The 19,510-nt window shown below is 38.2% G+C and carries 15 protein-coding genes, 15 tRNA genes and 1 rRNA gene; 26 read left to right on the top strand and 5 right to left on the bottom strand.

The window, feature by feature from the left end; translation table 11 throughout:
• The first annotated feature begins 17 nt into the window (after positions 1-17).
• The 20 genes from rrf to yqeK all read left to right on the top strand — a co-directional run bounded on the left by rrf (position 18) and on the right by yqeK (position 8,120).
• Positions 18-133, top strand: a 5S ribosomal RNA gene (gene rrf, locus J0J36_RS07995).
• A gap of 4 nt (positions 134-137) precedes the next feature.
• A tRNA-Val gene (locus tag J0J36_RS07990) sits at positions 138-210 on the top strand.
• Between the two features lie 2 nt (positions 211-212).
• Positions 213-285, top strand: a tRNA-Asp gene (locus J0J36_RS07985).
• A 38-nt stretch (positions 286-323) separates the two neighbouring features.
• Positions 324-396, top strand: a tRNA-Lys gene (locus tag J0J36_RS07980).
• 46 nt (positions 397-442) lie between these two features.
• Positions 443-524 (top strand) — tRNA-Leu (locus J0J36_RS07975).
• 11 nt (positions 525-535) lie between these two features.
• A tRNA-Thr gene (locus J0J36_RS07970) sits at positions 536-608 on the top strand.
• A 70-nt stretch (positions 609-678) separates the two neighbouring features.
• Positions 679-750: transfer RNA gene (locus tag J0J36_RS07965), tRNA-Gly, on the top strand.
• A gap of 17 nt (positions 751-767) precedes the next feature.
• Positions 768-841, top strand: a tRNA-Arg gene (locus J0J36_RS07960).
• 41 nt (positions 842-882) lie between these two features.
• A tRNA-Pro gene (locus tag J0J36_RS07955) sits at positions 883-956 on the top strand.
• Positions 957-984: 28 nt separating this feature from the next.
• Positions 985-1,058 (top strand) — tRNA-Met (locus J0J36_RS07950).
• Positions 1,059-1,073: 15 nt separating this feature from the next.
• A tRNA-Ile gene (locus tag J0J36_RS07945) sits at positions 1,074-1,147 on the top strand.
• A gap of 6 nt (positions 1,148-1,153) precedes the next feature.
• Positions 1,154-1,243 (top strand) — tRNA-Ser (locus J0J36_RS07940).
• 7 nt (positions 1,244-1,250) lie between these two features.
• Positions 1,251-1,323: transfer RNA gene (locus J0J36_RS07935), tRNA-Phe, on the top strand.
• A gap of 3 nt (positions 1,324-1,326) precedes the next feature.
• Positions 1,327-1,397: transfer RNA gene (locus J0J36_RS07930), tRNA-Gly, on the top strand.
• Positions 1,398-1,436: 39 nt separating this feature from the next.
• A tRNA-Ile gene (locus J0J36_RS07925) sits at positions 1,437-1,510 on the top strand.
• Between the two features lie 38 nt (positions 1,511-1,548).
• A tRNA-Ser gene (locus J0J36_RS07920) sits at positions 1,549-1,636 on the top strand.
• Between the two features lie 73 nt (positions 1,637-1,709).
• Positions 1,710-3,596 carry a DNA primase gene (gene dnaG, locus J0J36_RS07915; RefSeq protein ID WP_165719074.1) on the top strand — a complete coding sequence of 629 codons (1,887 nt, stop codon included), beginning with the start codon at positions 1,710-1,712 and terminating at the stop codon, positions 3,594-3,596.
• A gap of 35 nt (positions 3,597-3,631) precedes the next feature.
• On the top strand, positions 3,632-5,014 hold the full coding sequence (rpoD, locus tag J0J36_RS07910; protein WP_017370526.1) for an RNA polymerase sigma factor RpoD: 1,383 nt from the start codon (positions 3,632-3,634) through the stop codon (positions 5,012-5,014).
• 217 nt (positions 5,015-5,231) lie between these two features.
• Positions 5,232-7,478 (top strand): ATP-dependent Clp protease ATP-binding subunit, encoded by a 2,247-nt coding sequence (locus tag J0J36_RS07905; protein ID WP_019291613.1) that lies wholly within the window; start codon positions 5,232-5,234, stop codon positions 7,476-7,478.
• Between the two features lie 54 nt (positions 7,479-7,532).
• Positions 7,533-8,120 carry a bis(5'-nucleosyl)-tetraphosphatase (symmetrical) YqeK gene (gene yqeK / locus J0J36_RS07900; protein WP_017370528.1) on the top strand — a complete coding sequence of 196 codons (588 nt, stop codon included), beginning with the start codon at positions 7,533-7,535 and terminating at the stop codon, positions 8,118-8,120.
• Positions 8,121-8,491: 371 nt separating this feature from the next.
• Here the strand turns inward: yqeK and def are convergent, their stop codons facing one another.
• Positions 8,492-9,118 carry a peptide deformylase gene (def, locus tag J0J36_RS07895; RefSeq protein WP_017370260.1) on the bottom strand — a complete coding sequence of 209 codons (627 nt, stop codon included), beginning with the start codon at positions 9,116-9,118 and terminating at the stop codon, positions 8,492-8,494.
• 62 nt (positions 9,119-9,180) lie between these two features.
• Here def and J0J36_RS07890 point away from each other — a divergent pair, with 62 nt between their 5' ends.
• Positions 9,181-9,672, top strand: a complete 492-nt coding sequence (locus tag J0J36_RS07890) for an RNA pyrophosphohydrolase (RefSeq protein ID WP_242520609.1) — start codon at positions 9,181-9,183, stop codon at positions 9,670-9,672.
• Position 9,673: 1 nt separating this feature from the next.
• Positions 9,674-11,662: an excinuclease ABC subunit UvrB gene (uvrB, locus tag J0J36_RS07885; protein WP_003134191.1), complete on the top strand. Its 1,989-nt coding sequence runs from the start codon at positions 9,674-9,676 to the stop codon at positions 11,660-11,662.
• Between the two features lie 26 nt (positions 11,663-11,688).
• Here the strand turns inward: uvrB and fabZ are convergent, their stop codons facing one another.
• Together fabZ and J0J36_RS07875 are read right to left on the bottom strand one after the other, a co-directional pair.
• On the bottom strand, positions 11,689-12,147 hold the full coding sequence (gene fabZ, locus J0J36_RS07880; protein WP_003134189.1) for a 3-hydroxyacyl-ACP dehydratase FabZ: 459 nt from the start codon (positions 12,145-12,147) through the stop codon (positions 11,689-11,691).
• 277 nt (positions 12,148-12,424) lie between these two features.
• Positions 12,425-13,123 carry an N-acetylmannosamine-6-phosphate 2-epimerase gene (locus J0J36_RS07875; RefSeq protein ID WP_003134187.1) on the bottom strand — a complete coding sequence of 233 codons (699 nt, stop codon included), beginning with the start codon at positions 13,121-13,123 and terminating at the stop codon, positions 12,425-12,427.
• Between the two features lie 214 nt (positions 13,124-13,337).
• On the opposite strand from J0J36_RS07875, the gene fabI reads away from it, so the two are divergent.
• From fabI to J0J36_RS07855, 4 genes are all read left to right on the top strand, one after another.
• Positions 13,338-14,090 carry an enoyl-ACP reductase FabI gene (fabI, locus tag J0J36_RS07870; RefSeq protein ID WP_003134186.1) on the top strand — a complete coding sequence of 251 codons (753 nt, stop codon included), beginning with the start codon at positions 13,338-13,340 and terminating at the stop codon, positions 14,088-14,090.
• A gap of 219 nt (positions 14,091-14,309) precedes the next feature.
• The gene (locus tag J0J36_RS07865) at positions 14,310-14,513 is read left to right on the top strand and encodes a hypothetical protein (protein WP_003134184.1); all 204 of its coding nucleotides are present in this window, start codon (positions 14,310-14,312) and stop codon (positions 14,511-14,513) included.
• Positions 14,514-14,567: 54 nt separating this feature from the next.
• Positions 14,568-15,791: an MFS transporter gene (locus J0J36_RS07860; RefSeq protein WP_003134182.1), complete on the top strand. Its 1,224-nt coding sequence runs from the start codon at positions 14,568-14,570 to the stop codon at positions 15,789-15,791.
• An 8-nt stretch (positions 15,792-15,799) separates the two neighbouring features.
• The gene (locus J0J36_RS07855; protein ID WP_003134181.1) at positions 15,800-16,456 is read left to right on the top strand and encodes a Crp/Fnr family transcriptional regulator; all 657 of its coding nucleotides are present in this window, start codon (positions 15,800-15,802) and stop codon (positions 16,454-16,456) included.
• 99 nt (positions 16,457-16,555) lie between these two features.
• Here J0J36_RS07855 and yidC read toward each other — a convergent pair whose 3' ends face one another.
• Together yidC and J0J36_RS07845 are read right to left on the bottom strand one after the other, a co-directional pair.
• Complete coding sequence (yidC, locus tag J0J36_RS07850; RefSeq protein WP_003134180.1) at positions 16,556-17,509, bottom strand: membrane protein insertase YidC; 954 nt, start codon at positions 17,507-17,509, stop codon at positions 16,556-16,558.
• 207 nt (positions 17,510-17,716) lie between these two features.
• Positions 17,717-19,429 carry a phospho-sugar mutase gene (locus tag J0J36_RS07845; protein ID WP_153925328.1) on the bottom strand — a complete coding sequence of 571 codons (1,713 nt, stop codon included), beginning with the start codon at positions 19,427-19,429 and terminating at the stop codon, positions 17,717-17,719.
• Positions 19,430-19,510 lie beyond the last annotated feature (81 nt).

Raw genomic sequence — 19,510 nt, 5'->3', positions numbered from 1 at the left:
ATACATTCAGACCATGATTTGGTATTCATTGCATAGGAGATACACCTGTTCCCATGTCGAACACAGAAGTTAAGTCCTATTACGCCGGAAGTAGTTGGGGGTTGCCCCCTGCGAGATAGGGTAAATGCCAAGTGATTGGGAGTTTAGCTCAGCTGGGAGAGCATCTGCCTTACAAGCAGAGGGTCAGCGGTTCGATCCCGTTAACTCCCATAGGTTCCGTAGTGTAGCGGTTATCACGTCGCCCTGTCACGGCGAAGATCGCGGGTTCGATTCCCGTCGGAACCGTTTCAAGTTGATAGACTTGAAAGGTAATAAAAGAAATAGACTCGTTAGCTCAGTTGGTAGAGCATTTGACTTTTAATCAAAGGGTCGCTGGTTCGAGCCCAGCACGGGTCATACTTTAACAATAGGTTGAGGTATAAAGCGTAAAAGAACTTGTCAAGCGGATGTGGTGAAATTGGCAGACACGCTAGATTTAGGTTCTAGTGCTTTAGGGCGTGGGGGTTCAAGTCCCTTCATCCGCATTTCTTTTATAGCCGACTTAGCTCAGTTGGTAGAGCATCTGATTTGTAATCAGAGGGTCGCGTGTTCGAATCATGTAGTCGGCATTCCTTTAACTGTTGGACCTAGTGTAGTGCAGCTAGAGGTATTTAGAAAGTTTTTCTTTCTTTAAGCGTTGCGAACGTAGTTCAGGGGTAGAACACAACCTTGCCATGGTTGGGGTCGCGAGTTCGAATCTCGTCGTTCGCTTTAAAATTAAATATTATGCACCCGTGGCTCAACTGGATAGAGTACCTGACTACGAATCAGGCGGTTGCAGGTTCGAATCCTGCCGGGTGCATTGATTTCTGAATGAAATCATGATGATAATGAACTTTATCTCGGGAAGTAGCTCAGCTTGGTAGAGTACTTGGTTTGGGACCAAGGTGTCGCAGGTTCGAATCCTGTCTTCCCGATTGATAGATTATTCTATCAGAAATTTTTGGCGGTGTAGCTCAGCTGGCTAGAGCGTTCGGTTCATACCCGAGAGGTCGGGGGTTCGATCCCCTTCGCCGCTATTATATTTTACAGCTGGATCTTTAGCTCAGTTGGTTAGAGCTCTCGGCTCATAACCGAGCGGTCGTTGGTTCGAATCCAACAAGATCCACTTTTTGGAGGATTACCCAAGTCCGGCTGAAGGGAACGGTCTTGAAAACCGTCAGGCGGGTAAAACCGTGCGTGGGTTCGAATCCCACATCCTCCTTTCCTTTGGCTCGGTAGCTCAGTTGGTAGAGCAATGGATTGAAGCTCCATGTGTCGGCGGTTCGATTCCGTCTCGCGCCATTTGCGGGTGTAGTTTAGTGGTAAAACCTCAGCCTTCCAAGCTGATGTTGTGAGTTCGATTCTCATCACCCGCTTAAAAATTTTCTGGGATATAGAAGATTTTTTAATAATTTGGGAGCATAGCTCAGTTGGTTAGAGCACTGTGTTGATAACGCAGGGGTCCGAGGTTCAAATCCTCGTGTTCCCATAGATGTTTATAATATCTATATATTGTGAATAACTGGTGGGGAGTTACTCAAGAGGCTGAAGAGGACGGTTTGCTAAATCGTTAGGTCGGGAAACCGGCGCGAGGGTTCGAATCCCTTACTCCCCTTCCGTACAACGACTATTGTTGAATAGTCGTTTTTTATGCTTTATGTAGAATGTTAAAGATGAGAGGGGGTTATATGGCTTTTCTTACGAACGAAGAAGTAACCGAGTTAAAAAATCAGGTAAATATTGCTGATTTAATTTCACAATATGTGCCTCTCACTAGGTCTGGAAAGAATTATTTAGGGCTATGTCCTTTTCATGGGGAAAAAACACCAAGCTTTAATGTCAATGCTGATAAAGGGTTTTATCACTGTTTTGGTTGTGGAAAATCTGGCGATGTTATTGATTTTATAAAAGATTATAAACAAGTTGGTTTTGTGGATGCAGTAAAAGATGTTGCGAGTTTTGCTGGAATCACCTTAAATATTGAGAATGATTCTACTGCAGAAAAAGATAATCCTCATGCAATGCTTTATGATATAAACAATCAAGCTGCACGGCTTTATAATATTGTTTTGACTTCGACAGAAATCGGTGAAAAAGCTCGGCTTTATTTAGAAAAACGTGGGATTACTTCTGAGATTATCAAGCAGTTTAATATCGGCTTAGCACCAGACGAAAATGATTTCATTTTTAAAAATCTCTCTGGAAAATTTGATGAAAGTGTTCAAGCGAATTCCGGGCTTTTCAACTTTTCAAGTAACAAGGTTTTTGATGCTTTTCAAAACAGAATTATGTTTCCACTCAAAAATGAGTACGGGCATGTTGTGGGATTTTCTGGCCGAAAATGGCAAGAAAATGATACAAGTAAGGCAAAGTATATTAATACAAGTGCAACAAAAATCTTTGATAAATCTTACGAGCTTTATAATTTGGATAGAGCAAAACCAGTTATTTCTAAAACACGTGAAGTTTACTTGATGGAAGGTTTCATGGATGTTATTGCAGCTTATAAAGCGGGTGTATATAATGTTGTGGCGACTATGGGAACAGCCTTAACTGATAAACACGTAAAGCGTTTAAAAAAAATAGCTAAAAATTATGTTCTTATCTATGATGGCGATCAGGCAGGTCAAAATGCAATATATAAAGCAATTGATTTGATTGGTGAAGAGAAGACACAGATTGTTCGTGTTCCAGAAGGCTTGGATCCAGACGATTACAGTAAAAAATATTCTTTAGAATCATTAGCTGGTCTGATGGAAAACAGCAGGATACAACCGACAGAATTTCTGATTGATTATTTGAAACCTGAAAACCTTTCAAATCTGCAAAACCAATTGGATTTTATTGAGCAAATGGCGCCTGTTATTGCAAGGGTTTCGTCAATTACAGCACAGGATGCTTTTATAAGAAAATTAGTTGAGATTTTACCTGATTTCGAGTATAATCAAGTAGAGCAATCTGTCAATTTAAAGCGTGAAAACGTCCTTAAATCAAGGGCAGAAGCGGGAAATTTTGAAGAGAGTTTTGGGAGCTTTTCGGAAGAAGATTTTTCGAATTATCCTGATCCTGGTTTTATTGCAACGGAGCAAGATTATTATGGTGATTTTCCTTCTGGTCAAGAGGCTGCTAAAACTGTACAACAGCCGCAACTTCCAAGTTTATCACGAAGTGAACGGGCAGAGGAACAACTTTTGAATCGCATGATTTATCATCAGAGTATTCTTCAAAAATTTGCGAAGGATGAAACTTTTCGCTTTGTCCATCAGCGTTACCAGAACCTTTTTGACAAAATCATACTTGAGGTTATGAGTTTTGAAGAAATTGATCCTTCTCACTTTGGTACCTCATTAGATACCGATGAGAAAAATTTATTTTATCAAATCTTAAGTCTTGATTTGCCAGATGAGACAAGTAGTCAGGAGCTCGAAGATTTGGTGGCCGTTTTTGCAAAGGAAATGGAGCAAATAAAGTTTAGTGAATTGCAAAAACAACTAGAAAATGCCCAAAAAGTAGGCAACAAGGAACGTGAGCTGGAACTCACAATCCAAATCATTAATCAGAAGAAAAAAATATAAGCTATTGCTTATATTGTTCATTGGGGAGGATTAAATTGGCAAGTAATAATAAAAAAAGAATCAGTCAAATTGCAAAAGAAACTGGAATCACTAACAAAGCTTTAATCGCAAAAGCACAAGAGCTTGGTATGGCGGTTAAATCGCATTCAAGTTCTATTTTTGAAGCTGAAGAAGCAAAACTCCTTGCGGCAATGGATTTTAAACCAATTATTGTTGAAAAAGTTGATGTGGAAGAGTTAAAAGAAAAAGGTTCTAAACATGTAACTTCTGTTAAAGAAAAAGCGGCCAAGAAAATCGATATTAAAGATTCGGATACTTTTGACAATAAGGCTTTTGATAAAGCAGTAGCAGCTTATATTACAAAACGTAAACCTCTCGAAGAAGCTTTAGATGATGAAATTACAGATGAGCTTGTGGTGAAGTTTGGTTTGGAAGCCGAAGCTATCGAAGATTTGCTTCAACAAATCCAAGATGCAGGTATTTCTATTGTTGATAAAGAAGGAAATCCTAGTCCATTAGCTTTGCAAGCTGAAGAAGAAGAAAAGCTTGATGATAATGCCATGGATGAAATCGTGACAAATGTCCGTATTGATGATCCTGTCCGTATGTATCTTAAGGAAATCGGACGTTATCCATTGATTTCGCTTGAAGAAGAAACAAAACTTGCGGAAGCTATCGTGGCAGGTGGTGATGAAGCAGAATTTGCCAAACAAATGCTTGCGGAAGCCAATTTACGTTTGGTTGTTTCAATTGCAAAGCGTTATTCTGGACGAGGGATGCAATTCCTGGATTTGATCCAAGAAGGAAACATGGGACTTATGAAAGCTGTGGACAAATTTGACCATACGAAAGGTTTCAAATTCTCAACTTATGCGACCTGGTGGATTCGTCAAGCAATCACACGTGCGATTGCTGACCAAGCACGTACAATTCGTATTCCTGTCCACATGGTCGAAACAATCAATAAGTTAATCCGTGTACAACGTAATCTTTTACAAGAATTAGGTCGTGATCCTTTACCAGAAGAAATTGGTAAAGAATTGCACATGACACCTGATAAAGTTCGTGAAGTCTTAAAAATTGCGCAGGAACCTGTATCATTGGAAACACCTATTGGTGAGGAAGACGATTCACACCTTGGAGATTTCATTGAAGATGATGTGATTGAAAGTCCGGTAGACTATACCAACCGTATCTTGCTTCGTGAACAGCTTGATGAAGTTATGGATACCTTAACGGACCGCGAAGAAAACGTATTGCGTATGCGTTTTGGACTTGATGATGGACGTATGCACACACTTGAAGATGTTGGTAAACAATTTAAAGTGACACGTGAACGTATTCGTCAAATTGAAGCGAAAGCGATTAAAAAGTTACGTCATCCTCGTCGTAGCAAACCATTGCGTGACTTTATGTAATATAAAAAACTCTCTCGACAGATGTCGAAGAGTTTTTTCTTATAATTGAAAAAGAATATAGTACAAAAGATTTGATAAATTTGAGAGAAGTGATATAATAAAAATTATTAAAGGTCAAAAAAGGTCAAACTTTAAATAAAAGAAGCCAGACATGATTCTTTAATTCTAAAAAAATAAGTTAAAATAAAGAAAAGACGTAACCACAAAGGAGGAAGAGATGCTCTGCCAAAATTGTAAAATAAACGAAGCGACAATTCACCTTTATACAAATGTGAATGGCCAGCGTAAGCAAGTGGATTTATGCCAAAACTGTTATCAAATTATGAAATCAGGTGGTCAAGAAAGCTTGTTTGCTGGAGCTACAAATATTTCGAATAATGATGATCCTTTTAATCCATTTCCAGATATTTTCCAAGCCTTACATGGTAATGATCAAGGTCGGACAATGACACCTCCAACACAAGCGGGTGGTCGAGGCCCAGGAGGTCCACAAAATCCTCGTGGAAGTCAAGCACCTAAAGGACTTCTTGAAGAATTCGGAGTCAACATTACTGATGCTGCACGTCGTGGAGAAATAGATCCTGTTATTGGACGGGATTCTGAAATTACCCGTGTTATCGAAATTTTGAATCGTCGAACAAAAAATAATCCTGTTCTTATCGGTGAACCTGGTGTTGGGAAAACAGCAGTTGTTGAAGGTTTAGCCCAAAAAATAGTTGATGGTGATGTACCACAAAAACTACAAAATAAAGAAGTTATTCGTCTTGATGTTGTCAGTCTCGTCCAAGGTACTGGTGTGCGTGGGCAATTTGAAGAGCGTATGCAAAAACTGATGGAAGAGATTCGTAAACGTGATGACGTTATCCTCTTCATTGATGAAATTCATGAGATTGTGGGCGCAGGCTCTGCTGGGGAAGGAAATATGGATGCTGGAAATATCCTTAAACCGGCTTTAGCACGTGGAGAACTCCAACTTGTTGGAGCAACAACCCTCAATGAATATCGAATTATTGAAAAAGATGCAGCGCTTGAGCGTCGGATGCAACCTGTTAAAGTTGATGAACCTTCTGTAGATGAGACTATCACAATCTTACGTGGTATTCAAAAACGTTATGAAGATTATCATCATGTAAAATACTCAGATGAAGCAATCTTAGCTGCTGCAAATCTGTCTAACCGTTATATTCAGGACCGTTTCCTTCCTGATAAAGCAATAGACTTGCTGGACGAAGCGGGTTCGAAAAAGAATCTGACCCTCAAATTTGTTGATCCTGAGGACATAAAGAAACGTATTGAGCAAGCAGAGGCGCAAAAAAACGAAGCCATGCAACGTGAAGATTTTGAGAAAGCAGCTCATTTCCGTGATCAAATCGCTAAGCTTCGTGAGCTTCAAAGCCATGAAATCTCAGATACTGACATGCCAAATATCACAGAAAAAGATATTGAAGCAATTGTTGAAGAAAAGACACATATACCTGTAGGTGATTTGAAAGAAAAAGAACAAACACAGCTCATTAATCTAGCTGAAGACTTGAAAGAACATGTTATCGGGCAAGATGAAGCGATTGATAAAATTTCTAAAGCTGTGCGTCGTTCGCGTGTCGGACTTGGAAAGCCTAATCGTCCTATCGGTTCATTCCTCTTTGTTGGACCTACTGGTGTAGGGAAGACCGAACTTGCAAAACAATTGGCTTATGAGCTTTTTGGCTCAAGAGATAGCATGATTCGCTTTGACATGTCGGAATACATGGAAAAACATAGTGTGGCTAAGTTGATTGGTGCTCCTCCAGGATATGTGGGTTATGAAGAAGCAGGTCAGTTGACAGAACGTGTGCGCCGTAACCCATACAGCTTAATTTTATTGGATGAGATTGAGAAAGCTCACCCGGATGTAATGCATATGTTCTTGCAAATTCTTGATGACGGGCGTTTGACAGATGCGCAAGGTCGTACAGTTTCCTTCAAAGATGCTATCATCATTATGACATCGAATGCTGGTACAGGTAAGGTTGAAGCAAGTGTTGGTTTTGGCGCTGCACGTGAAGGACGTACGAATTCAGTGCTTGGAGAGTTGGGTAATTTCTTCAGTCCAGAATTCATGAACCGTTTTGATGCTATCATTGAATTCTCAGCATTGAGCAAAGAAAACTTGCTTAAGATTGTAGATTTAATGTTGGATGAAGTAAATGCTCAAATCGCTCAAAATGATATTCATCTTGACGTCACACAGGCGGTTAAAGAAAAACTCGTTGATCTGGGCTACGATCCGAAAATGGGAGCACGCCCATTACGTCGTACCATCCAGGATAATATCGAGGATGCTATTGCTGATTTTTATATCGAGCATCCTGAGTATAAAGAATTACTTGCAGATTTGGTTGATGATAAGATTGTTATTGTGAATAAGCCTGAAGAAGTAAAAGGCACAGCGGATACATCTGATACTGAAGATGAGGAGAAATAAAAAAAGATAAGACCGGTTGATGGTCTTATCTTTTTTTGTTAAAGTAAGGTAAATATGAAAAATACAAATCAACTTAAACAAGAGATAAAAACTTTTTTATTAGAAAAGGAATGTTATGCAACATATAACCATTGCATAACTGTTGGTGACTATGCTGAAGAAATAGGACATGAATTTCTAAATGAAGCAGAAAGAGAGCAAGTAAAAATAGCAGGATACTTACATGATATTTCTGCTATTTATCCCAATAATGAAAGAATTTTTGTAGCAGAAGATATGAAGATAGAGCTATTTAAGGAAGAAAGACAATTTCCTATGATTATTCATCAAAAAATATCAAGGATAATGGCTCAAAGAGAATTTGGTATCCAAGACGAAAAAATTCTTTCAGCAATTTCTTGCCATACTACCTTGAAGAAAAAATTTTCAAAGGTTGATTTAGTTTTATTTGTGGCTGACAAAATAAGATGGGATCAAGAAGGACAACCTCCTTATCTAAAGGAAATCACTCAGGCGCTAAATTATTCTTTTGAAGCAGCAGCCTTTGCTTATATTGATTATATTTTGAAACACGATATAAAAGTTATTCATCCTTGGCTTTTAGAAGCTTATGAATTTTTAAATCTGAGAAGAATTAGTTAATGAAAAAACTTTATCTTTGGTGCATATTCCTTATATTTTTCGTGCTAATAAATAACTAAAAATACTTTTAGGGGGAGTACTTATGCTCTGGAGAATTTTAAACGAAGAAGATATGTCTCGGAAATATGATCAAGAAACGTCTTCAAAATACACAGCCTTTAATCAAGTCAATAATTATTTTATTGGAGCAATTAGTGGATTTGTGATAATAATCGCTCTCCCCTCGTATATTTTCTTTTTTTACCCCGTTTACCTCATAATAACATTATCCTTAATGTTCAAGACTATAGGATAAGAAGAAGAAAACTTGAAAAATTATTAAAATAAAAAAGAATAAGCTTTTTAGGCTTATTCTTTTTTATTGGGGGAAATTATTGGACAATCAGAAGTCCATCTTTGACAGCCCAAGGTTCTTTTTCATTGATGTGGTCGTAGAACATTATACCATTTGTATGGTCGATCTCATGTTGGACACACATTGAAGGGAAATCTTTCAGACGAATCTTGTGTTTCTCACCATTTTTGTCATAGTATTCTACAGTTACACGCGCGTGACGGATAACCAGACCAGGGACTTCACGATCGACAGAAAGACAACCTTCACCAGACTCGATAGCTGCATCTTGAACAGAGTGACTTACAATTTTAGCATTATACATGATTTCTGCCAACTTATAAGCTTCTTTAGGTGCAACTTCATTACCATTTTCATCTACTTCTGGATCGTTAGGGATAAGGACAGCGATAATTTTTTTGGCAATATCGAGTTGATTGGCTGCTAAACCAACACCTGGACGGAGCTGCATTTTTTCCGCCATTGCTGGATTTTGTGAATTACGGAGAAATTCCATCATTTTTTCGCCTAGAATGATATCTTCATCAGACAAGGGTAAGCTTACTTCATCAGCAACAGTACGTAGCGTTTCGTTTCCTTCACGGACAATATCGTCCATGCTAATCATATGACTTGCTTTGATTAATTTTTCTTGTACAGACATTTTTTTACTTCCTTGATATATTATTACTATTAGTTAATTATATCATAAATTTTCAGTCAAAAATGTTAAAATTGATTAAAGAGAAGGTTTATAAGGGGGCAGAAATTAAAACTTATAGAAAAAATACAGCAGCAATCATTTTGAATGCAGAAAATGAAATTTTACTCTTTCAACGTGCAGATTTGCCACAAATTTGGGGTTTCCCACAAGGAGGAATTGAGACAAGTGAAACCCCTGAACAAGCCGTGGTAAGAGAACTTGAAGAAGAGATTGGTACGCAAGATTTTGAAATTATAGGGAAATATCCAGAACTATTACGGTATGATTTTCCAGAAGGTATGACTTTTCCTGATTGGAGCTATGATGGACAAGAGCAACAGTATTTTCTTATCCGACTTTATCCCGAGGCTTCTATAAATGTAAAAACTGGTCATCCTGAGTTTATCAGCTATAAGGCTGTGCCTTTTGCAGATATTGATTTTAATGCATTTAGTTTCAAAGCCGACGTATACCGAAAGGCCTCACTTATTTTAAAAAAGAATTTAAGGAAATAAAATGATAGAACGTATAACAGATAATAAATTTGATCTGGTCAGCAAGTATGAGCCAGCTGGAGATCAAGGACAAGCTATTGAGACGCTTGTAGAAAATATTGAAAATGGTGAAAAAGCGCAAATTTTACGAGGAGCTACTGGTACAGGTAAAACATATACCATGAGCCAAGTTATTGCGCGGACAAATAAACCTACCTTAGTTATGGCACATAATAAGACACTTGCGGGTCAGCTTTACAGTGAATTCAAAGAGTTTTTCCCTAATAATGCTGTCGAATATTTTGTCAGTTACTATGATTATTACCAACCTGAAGCTTATGTGCCTTCTTCAGATACTTATATTGAAAAAGACAGTTCTGTCAATGATGAGATTGATAAACTGCGTCATAGTGCAACAAGTTCCCTTTTAGAGCGCAATGATGTCATTGTCGTTGCTTCTGTTTCATGTATTTATGGTTTGGGTTCTCCTAAGGAATATCAAGATAGCGTCGTCAGCTTACGTCCTGGACTGGAAATTTCTCGTGATAAATTACTCAACGATTTAGTGGGCATCCAGTTTGAACGTAATGATATCGATTTTCAACGTGGTCGTTTTCGTGTACGTGGTGATGTTGTGGAAGTATTCCCAGCATCACGAGATGAGCATGCTTTTCGTGTTGAATTTTTTGGTGATGAAATTGACCGGATCCGTGAAATAGAAGCCCTGACAGGACAAGTTTTAGGCGAAGTAGACCATCTTGCTATATTCCCGGCTACTCACTTTATGACTAATGACGACCGTATGGAAGAGTCCATTGCCAAGATTGAAGCAGAACTTCAACAGCAATTAAAGGTCTTCCGTAGTGAAGGGAAACTCCTTGAAGCGCAACGTTTGGAACAAAGAACCAACTACGATATTGAAATGCTACGTGAGATGGGCTATTGTAATGGTGTCGAAAACTACTCGCGTCATATGGACGGCCGTACCGAAGGGGAACCACCTTTCACTTTACTTGATTTCTTCCCTGATGATTTCATGATTATGATTGACGAAAGCCACATGACGATGGGACAAGTAAAGGGAATGTATAATGGTGACCGGGCGCGTAAAGATATGCTGGTCAATTATGGTTTCCGTCTGCCTTCAGCCTTGGATAACCGTCCGCTTCGTCGGGAAGAGTTTGAAAGTCATGTGCATCAAATTGTCTATGTTTCTGCCACACCTGGTGACTATGAAATGGAGCAAACAGAGACAATCGTGGAGCAAATTATACGTCCTACAGGTCTTCTTGATCCTATCGTGGAAGTTCGGCCAATGATGGGGCAAATTGACGATCTCTTAGGAGAAATCAATGCGCGTGTTGAAAAAGATGAACGTGTTTTTGTAACAACCTTGACGAAAAAGATGGCTGAAGATTTAACTTCCTATTTCAAAGAAATGGGTGTAAAAGTTAAGTACATGCACAGTGATATCAAAACTTTGGAGCGAACAGAAATTATTCGTGACTTGAGGTTGGGTGTTTTTGATGTATTAGTCGGTATTAATCTTTTACGTGAGGGGATTGATGTGCCAGAAGTTTCTCTGGTTGCTATTTTGGATGCGGATAAGGAAGGCTTCTTACGTAATGAGCGTGGCTTGATTCAAACCATCGGACGTGCTGCACGTAATTCTAATGGACGTGTCATCATGTATGGTGATAATATTACACAGTCTATGCAACGTGCAATGGATGAAACGAGTCGTCGTCGTAAAATTCAAATGGCATATAATGAAAAACATGGGATTGTGCCACAAACCATTAAGAAAGAAATTCGTGATCTGATTTCCATTACGAAACGTACCGAAAGCGGAGAAGTTGAAGAAGTTTCGGCTGAAGCAATGACGAAAAAAGAACGTAAAGCATTACTTAAAAAGCTGGAGAAAGAAATGGCCGAAGCTGCAGGAGCGCTTGACTTTGAATCAGCTGCGCAGTTACGAGACATGATTTTGGAAATTAAGGCTTTAGATTAAATAAAAAAAGAGCACCTGCTCTTTTTTTATTTTTCTTGTTCAGCGGCTTCATCCACGATGAAGGTAAACTCACAAGTTGTTACTTTCTTGCCATCAACATATGCGGCAGCATCAGCCTTACCTACTTTGCCACGGAATTTAGTGATTTCAAATTCGAGTTTCATTACATCACCAGGAACAACTTTTTGACGGAATTTAGCTTTGTCGATGCCACCAATATAGGCCATTTTTCCTTGGAATTCTTCTTTTTTAAGAATCAAGATTGAACCGGCTTGAGCTAAACTTTCCAAAATCAAAACGCCTGGGAAAGTTGGGTTGCCAGGGAAATGCCCATTAAAAACTTCTTCGTTAATTGTAACGTTTTTTGTTGCAAGAATCTTATTTTCTGAGATTTCGTCAACATAATCGATAAACATAATAGGATAACGGTTAGGAATAACTTCCATAACTTCTGTCGCTGTCATGGCATACTTTGAATTTGTCATATTAATAGTACCTCATATTTTATTTGTACTATCTCATTATATCACTATTTTTATTGTTTTATGTATAAAAACATTAAAATGCTCCTTGGATTGCTACTATAGACCATGGAGAAATTCGATAGAGGTATAACTAGAGCCAAGCATGGCAAATTTTTAGAATATTAAACTTAGATGTTTATTACTAGAAAAATTGAAGACACTAGTGCTATACTATTTGAGTAAAGATTACTTTAACATAAGCTCTATCTCTCAGCCACCCTTGGTTTGAGAGATTTTTTTATTCAGCTTGCTTTATAGCTTTGATAAAGCGGGCAGTAATCTCATGAGGACGTGTAATTGCTCCACCAACAACTTGAGCGAGCACACCAAGTTCCTGAATTTTTTTAGCCTGTTCGGGAATATGGATACCACCTTCAGCAATCACTGGAATATTGCTGTCCAAGAGTGACTGAATAAGCTCAATATCAGGTTGAGGTCGTTCTTTTGTTGCCTCAGTATAACCAGAAAGTGTGGTTCCGACAAAGTCACAACCAGCTTCATAGGCCGCTTTTCCAGCAGCAAAAGTATCAATATCTGCCATTAGCAATTGATGAGGATATTTTTCCTTCACCTGATGAACAAAATCTGCCATACTTAAACCATCATGACGTTCACGCAGTGTACAATCTAGGGCAATTACGGCGATATTAAGGCTAGCTAACTCATCAACTTCCTGCATAGTTGCAGTAATATAGGGTTCTTGTGGAGGATAATCACGTTTGATGAGGCCGATAATGGGCACATCAACAACCTCTTTAATTTCTTCAATGTCTCGTACAGAATTTGCTCGAATACCTACAGCGCCCGCATTTTGGACACCTAAAGCGATAAGAGGCATAATTCCACCATCAATAGAATAAAGTGGTTCGCCTGGCAACGCTTGACAGGAAACAATCAGTCCACCGCGGACTTTTTCAATAAATTCTTGCTTATTCATAAAACCTCTCTTTCATTCTTAATTTTATTGTATCATCAAATTTAGGATTTTTAAAACGTTTTCTTTTAGATTGAAGAGGGAAACTTGACAATTACAGGCTTTTACATTACAATGTTTTATGTAGTAAGTATTTTGATATACTAAACTATTTACTTATATTTTTTAACTTATATTTTCTGAAATATATTTTTTTATTTTAAGGGGACTTATTTATATGTTTTTAGAAGGAAAAAAAATCGTCATTATGGGTGTGGCTAACAACAAGTCTATCGCTTGGGGTTGCGCTAAAGCTATGAAAGATCAAGGGGCGACCTTGATTTACACTTATCAAAATGAACGTATGGAAAAACAGCTTGCAAAGCTTGCTGGACCAGAAGATCTACTTATTGAATGTGATGTTGTATCTGACGAATCTATCCGTCGCGCATTTTCAACTATTGAAAGCCGCGTGGGCAAAATAGATGGTTTGGTACATGCCATTGCTTATTCAAAAAAAGAAGAACTTGATGGTAATGTATCTGATATCTCACGTGACGGCTATGCCCTTGCACAAGATATCTCAGCTTACTCATTGCTTGCTGTAGCAAAAGCTGCAAAACCTTTATTCAATGAAGGCTCTGGTATTGTTACTTTGAGCTATATGGGCTCTGTTCGTGCGATTCCTAACTACAATGTAATGGGTATTGCTAAAGCAGCTCTAGAAGCAAGTGTACGTTACTTGGCAGCAGAAATGGCACACGTTGGTGTTCATGTTAATGCTATTTCAGCGGGTGCAATCAAAACACTTGCGGTATCTGGTGTTGCAGGCTACAAAGATTTGATTAAAGAATCAAACAGCCGTACAGCTGACGGTAAGGGAGTAACGATCGAAGAAGTTGGACAAACCGCAGCCTTCCTCGTTAGTCCTTTAGCTACAGGCGTCATTGGAGATGTGGTTTATGTGGATAAAGGTGTTCACTTGACATAAGCAAAAACAGAGAAATACTTGATAGGCTTTTGGCCTTATCAAGTATTTTTTTTTATTTTTACAAATAAGAGTTGTTAACATATGTTGTTCATATTTTGCAGTATAAATTGTTGTAGCGATGTTACGCTTTTTCTTATATTATATTTCTTGTACATAAAATGTCGAAATGAAAGTGGCCACTAAATTTTTGACGAGAATAAAGAAAAGGAAAATTTAATAATGAAATTTGAATTTAAAAGTTTATCTACATATGAAGAAGATGCGACCCCTAACTTTATGGGCGGAGTAAACTACCACAGTCTAATCGAAGAATTTGACTCCATGGCCGAAGCTGTAAAATATGTGACTGATCATCACGGTTATTTGATTACAGATAATGGAAAATTTGCTTTTGAAGTAAGAAATATCTCCCTTATCAAATAACAAATAAAAAAGTATCTTCATAAGATACACATCAGTCGAGGAATAGAAAAAATCATGAAAAAAGAAAGTCTTTTTACAGCTACTTTCATTATTAATACACTTATTAGCTTTTTATTTTATATTGTTTTTTACGTTTTAACGTCATCTATAGGGACGTATGCGATGGAAGAACTCCATCAATCTACAGTAGTGAGCTTATCATTATCAAGTATCTTTGTTATCGGGGCGCTTATAGGGCGTGTATGGACCGGTATCGTTGTAACACGGATTGGGATGAAAAAGCTCCTTTATGTAGGTGGAATTATCTTTTTAGTTTTAACCTTGGGGTATTATGCAACGACTAATATACCTTTACTCTTTGTTATACGTGTAATTCAAGGTATGGGATTTGGGATTGGAGCAACAGCTTCAGGAACGATTGCTGGACATATTGTTCCAGCTTCAAGACGAGGCGAAGGGATTGGCTATTATGCTTTGTCCGTTACGCTGGCTGCAGCTGTGGGACCTGCTTTAAGTATTTCCATTTATTCTTCTTCGTTAGGTTTTAATGGGCTTCTTGCTTTGGCACTTATCTTACTTATTTTAACTTTTGTTTTGATATTCTTTGTCCATGTAAAAGAGCTCTCCGAAGAAGAAGTGCAGGAAGCATTACTTCACAGTCCAAAAGGCTTAGATAAATACATCGAAAAATCAGCCTTACCTATTTCTTTTGTGGCCTTTTTGGCAGGATTTATTGACTCCGCTATTTTAACAGGAATGGGGCCATTTACATCCTTCTTACATATTTCGACTGCTGGTTCATTATTCTTTACTTTATATGCTGTCTTGATTTTCTTATCACGCCCATTAACAGGACGCATGTTTGATACTAAAGGAGACAATTGGGTATTCCATCCTGTCTTTATCTTCTTTGCAATTTCAATGCTCTTCGTTGGTTTAGCAGGTTTCATGAGTCCAGGTGCTGGCTTTATCATGTTGCTTATTGCTGGAGGGACATTTGGTCTCGGTTATGGAGGAGTTGCACCTTTTGGTCAAGCTATTGCGATTCGTGAAGCACGTAAAGATCGTATAGGTGTTGCAACTTCAACTTTCTTTGGCTTTTTAGATTTGGGCGTTGGCGGCGGTCCGATTATCCTCGGAGCTATCATTCCAATGCTTGGAAAAGGTATGGTTGGATTCCGTAACCTGTATCTTTACAGTGCGCCAGCGGTTGTCATAGTATGGATTATCTATTATCTTGTGCATGGGAAAAAACAACACCAGACAAATGTTGCTTAAAAAATGGTATGAATGACATAGAATACGTAGTAGAGCTTTTAGAAGAAAAAAATGTGAGTGTAGTTAGTCGTAGGAAACACAGCTATATCATGTATCAAGGCATTGAATCAGAGTATCTTTATGTTCTTAAAGAAGGTGTGGTTAAACTGAGTAGTATTTTGCGAAATGGTCGTGAATTTAATATTACTTATGTTTGTGAACCAGATTTTGTTTCATTGCTTGAAGAAGAACAACTGGATGGAGTTTCAGCTCTCTTTAATGTGAGAATAGAGTCGGATGAGGCAACTTTTTATCGGGTGCCACGTAAAGTTTTTTGGGAATGGATTGATAAAGATATCAAGCTGTTTCGTATTGTGGATAATTTCTATCGTAAAAGATTAGTCATGATCTTAGAAGCATTGCAAAAAATGACTGTAAACGGTAAAAAAGGCGCTGTATGCGCGTGTTTATATAATTTCATTGATTGCTTTGGTAAACAAAAAGCGGAAGGGATATTAATTGATTTTCCCGTAACCAATGAAGACATAGCAGGATTTTGTGGAATCTCAACACGAACCAGTGTTAACAGAATACTTCGTGAACTCCGGGAAGAAAAAATTATTGATATTGTTCAGCATAAGATTATGATTTGTGATCAATACAGCTTACAAAACTATATCAGCTAGAGTGAAGAACAGAGTTCAAAACCTCCAGAATCTTAAGGTTCTGGAGGTTTTTTTGGCTAGAATAAAAGAAGCAACATAAACTTGCTTCTTTAGAGTGTATTATTTACGCTTTTGCTTACCAGCATTACGTCCGTTATTATTCTTCTTACGTGGTGCATCCAAATCTTTCAATCCTTGTTGTGTTGCAGATTTAGGAGTGACATCTTTTGGAAGATCAGCCATTTTTGGAGGATTATTTTTAAATTCTTCATCAATTTTCTTACGCATGCGTGGTTTCATAACGTAAGTAATGATAATTTGTTGGATAACCATCACGATACCACCAACAGCCCAATAAAGAGCTACACCTGCAGGGGACATAAAACTGAAAACAATAATCATCACAGGACTCATAATGAGCATAGTCATACCTGTTTTCTTTTGTTCAGGTGTCATACTCTTGGTTGAAATCCAAGTTTGCAGGAAGTAGAAAACACCCGCAATCAGAGTGATTACAATACTTGAACGTCCGAGGTCAATTCCAAAGAAAGTTGCTGTTGAAATACCAGGAGTATAGGCTGCAGCATTATAGAGGGCAATGAAGAAAGGCCATTGGATAAGTAGGGGGAGACAACCCAATGAAGATAACATATTGATACCATTATCTTTTTGTGCTTTCATCAAAGCTTGTTGGGCAGCCATACGTTCTTCGGGTGTCGTTGCAGCTTTCAATCTTGCATTAAGTGGTTCAAACACTGGAGCCAAGTAAGCTGTTTTTTCTTGCATATAAGTGGACTTATAGGCTTGGTTGAGTCCCAATGGAAGGATAAGGAAACGGATAATCAGAGTGACTAAGACGATACCCCAACCATAACCAAGGTTCATGTTATTCGCAAACACATCGACAAAGGCTGACATTGGTTTAACAAGAATTTGGTAAGTCATACCATGTGTTGCAGCTTCGGTAGGGACACGCACACCATCAACAATATGGGTTTGGACACAGCCAGAGAGCAAGAGCAAACCAGCACTTGCTACACCCAAGAGGGACAATTTTTTGTTCAAATTTTTCAAAATAAATTCGCTTTCTATAAATAAACGGTCTGTTACCATTTTACAGGAAATTGCTTTATTTTTCAATAGGTCTATAGTCTGAAATAACCTATTTTAAGGGTTTGCAGCAGCTTATTTTTCTTGCTTGAAGATTAAAAAAGATTGAGTTTTTTATTATGTTGGTGATAAATAAAAAAGCTGTCTGTGACAGACAGCTTTTAGGACAATTTATCCGATAAATGTTGTGATTTCTTTTTCAAAATGATCAATTTTACTTTGTGCTTGTGCTTCTGTATTTGCTACAGCAGCCATATAGAATTTTATCTTAGGCTCTGTACCAGAAGGGCGAACAGCAATCCAGCTACCATCTTCTAAATGATATTTTAAAACATCAGAAGGAGGAGTTGTTAATTTTTCAACTTTGCCACTGTGTGATGTTGCAGTAAGTTCTTTGAAGTCTTCAGTCAAAAGAATTTCAAGACCGTCAAATTTTTCTGGTGCATTGTCACGGAATTTACCCATGATTTCAGCGATTTGTTCTTTCCCAGTACTACCTTCAAGCGTAACTGAAAGTGTCTTTTCAACAAAGAAACCATATTCAGCATAGATATCTTGAATACCATCATAGAGTGTTTTACCTAAAGAACGGTAGTAAGCCGCAACTTCACAGATAAGGAGCATTGCTTGGATAGCATCTTTATCACGGACAAAAGGCTTGATGAGATAGCCAAAGCTTTCTTCAAAACCAAACATGTAAGTGTGTTCACCTGTAGTTTCCCAAGCATGAATTTTTTCGCCAATGAATTTGAACCCTGTGAGTACATTAAACATTTTCACGTTATAGCTTTCAGCAATATGACTGACTAACTCAGTAGAGACGATAGATTTAGCCATAGCCGCATTAGCCGGTAATGTACCAGCTGTTTTGTGTGCTTCGAGGATATATTTAGCTAAGACGGCGCCGATTTGGTTACCTGTCAAAGGTTGGTAGCTTCCATCTGGTAAGCGGACTTCGACACCGATACGGTCGGCATCTGGGTCAGTAGCAACTAGCATGTCAGCTCCAACTTTACGGCCAAGTTCTTCAGACATAGCAAAAGCTGCTTGACTTTCTGGGTTAGGTGATTTTACAGTTGAAAAGTCGGGATCAGGGATAGCTTGCTCTTCTACAACGGCAATTTTTTCAAAACCAGCTGTGGCAAGAGCTCGACGTCCGAGCATTTCACCAGTCCCGTGGAGAGGTGTGTAAACGATGTTAAGATCACGACCGTATTCGTTAATTAAATCATGATTGATTGTAACGGTTTCGATATTTTTAAGATATTTTGCATCAATATCTTCACCGATAATTTTGATCATACCATCCGCAATATATTTTTCCGTATCACCTAAAGTGATAGAGAAAATGTCGTCAATTTGTCGAATATATTCGGTCAAGGCTGCCGCATCTTCAGGTGGCATTTGACCACCGTCTTCGCCATAAACTTTGTAGCCGTTATAAGGAGCAGGATTGTGGCTGGCTGTAATCATAACACCTGTGAGAGTATTCAATTCACGAATTGTAAAGCTCAAGGCTGGAGTGGGACGAAGACTGTCATAGACATAGCTTGGAATACCATGGTCTGCTAGGATCGTTGCCGTTTCCATAGCGAATTCTTTAGAAAAGTGACGACTATCATAAGCAATAGCTACACCTCGTTTTTTCGCATCACCTTTGCTGTCCATCAGACGTGCAAGTCCTTCAGTTGTTAAGCGAACTGTGTAAATATTCATACGGTTTGTTCCAGCACCTAAAAGACCACGTTGACCAGCTGTACCGAACTCAAGATATGTATAGAATGCATCTTCCTTTGTTTTTTCGTCCATTGCAAGCAATTCTTTATGCAAGTCAGGCGTTAAGTCAGCATTTAACCATTGTTCGTAAATTTCATTGTATGACATTGTTATCCTCCAAAGCCCTTGTTTTCAAGGCTTCAATTAGTTATTGTTTATTTTAAATCCTAATCAAAAATGAATTCGGTT

The organism is Lactococcus sp. LG1074, from assembly GCF_017309525.1.
Taxonomy (GTDB): domain Bacteria; phylum Bacillota; class Bacilli; order Lactobacillales; family Streptococcaceae; genus Lactococcus; species Lactococcus petauri.
The sequence above is the reverse complement of the archived record's forward strand: the minus strand, read 5'-3'. Positions and strand labels throughout refer to the sequence as shown.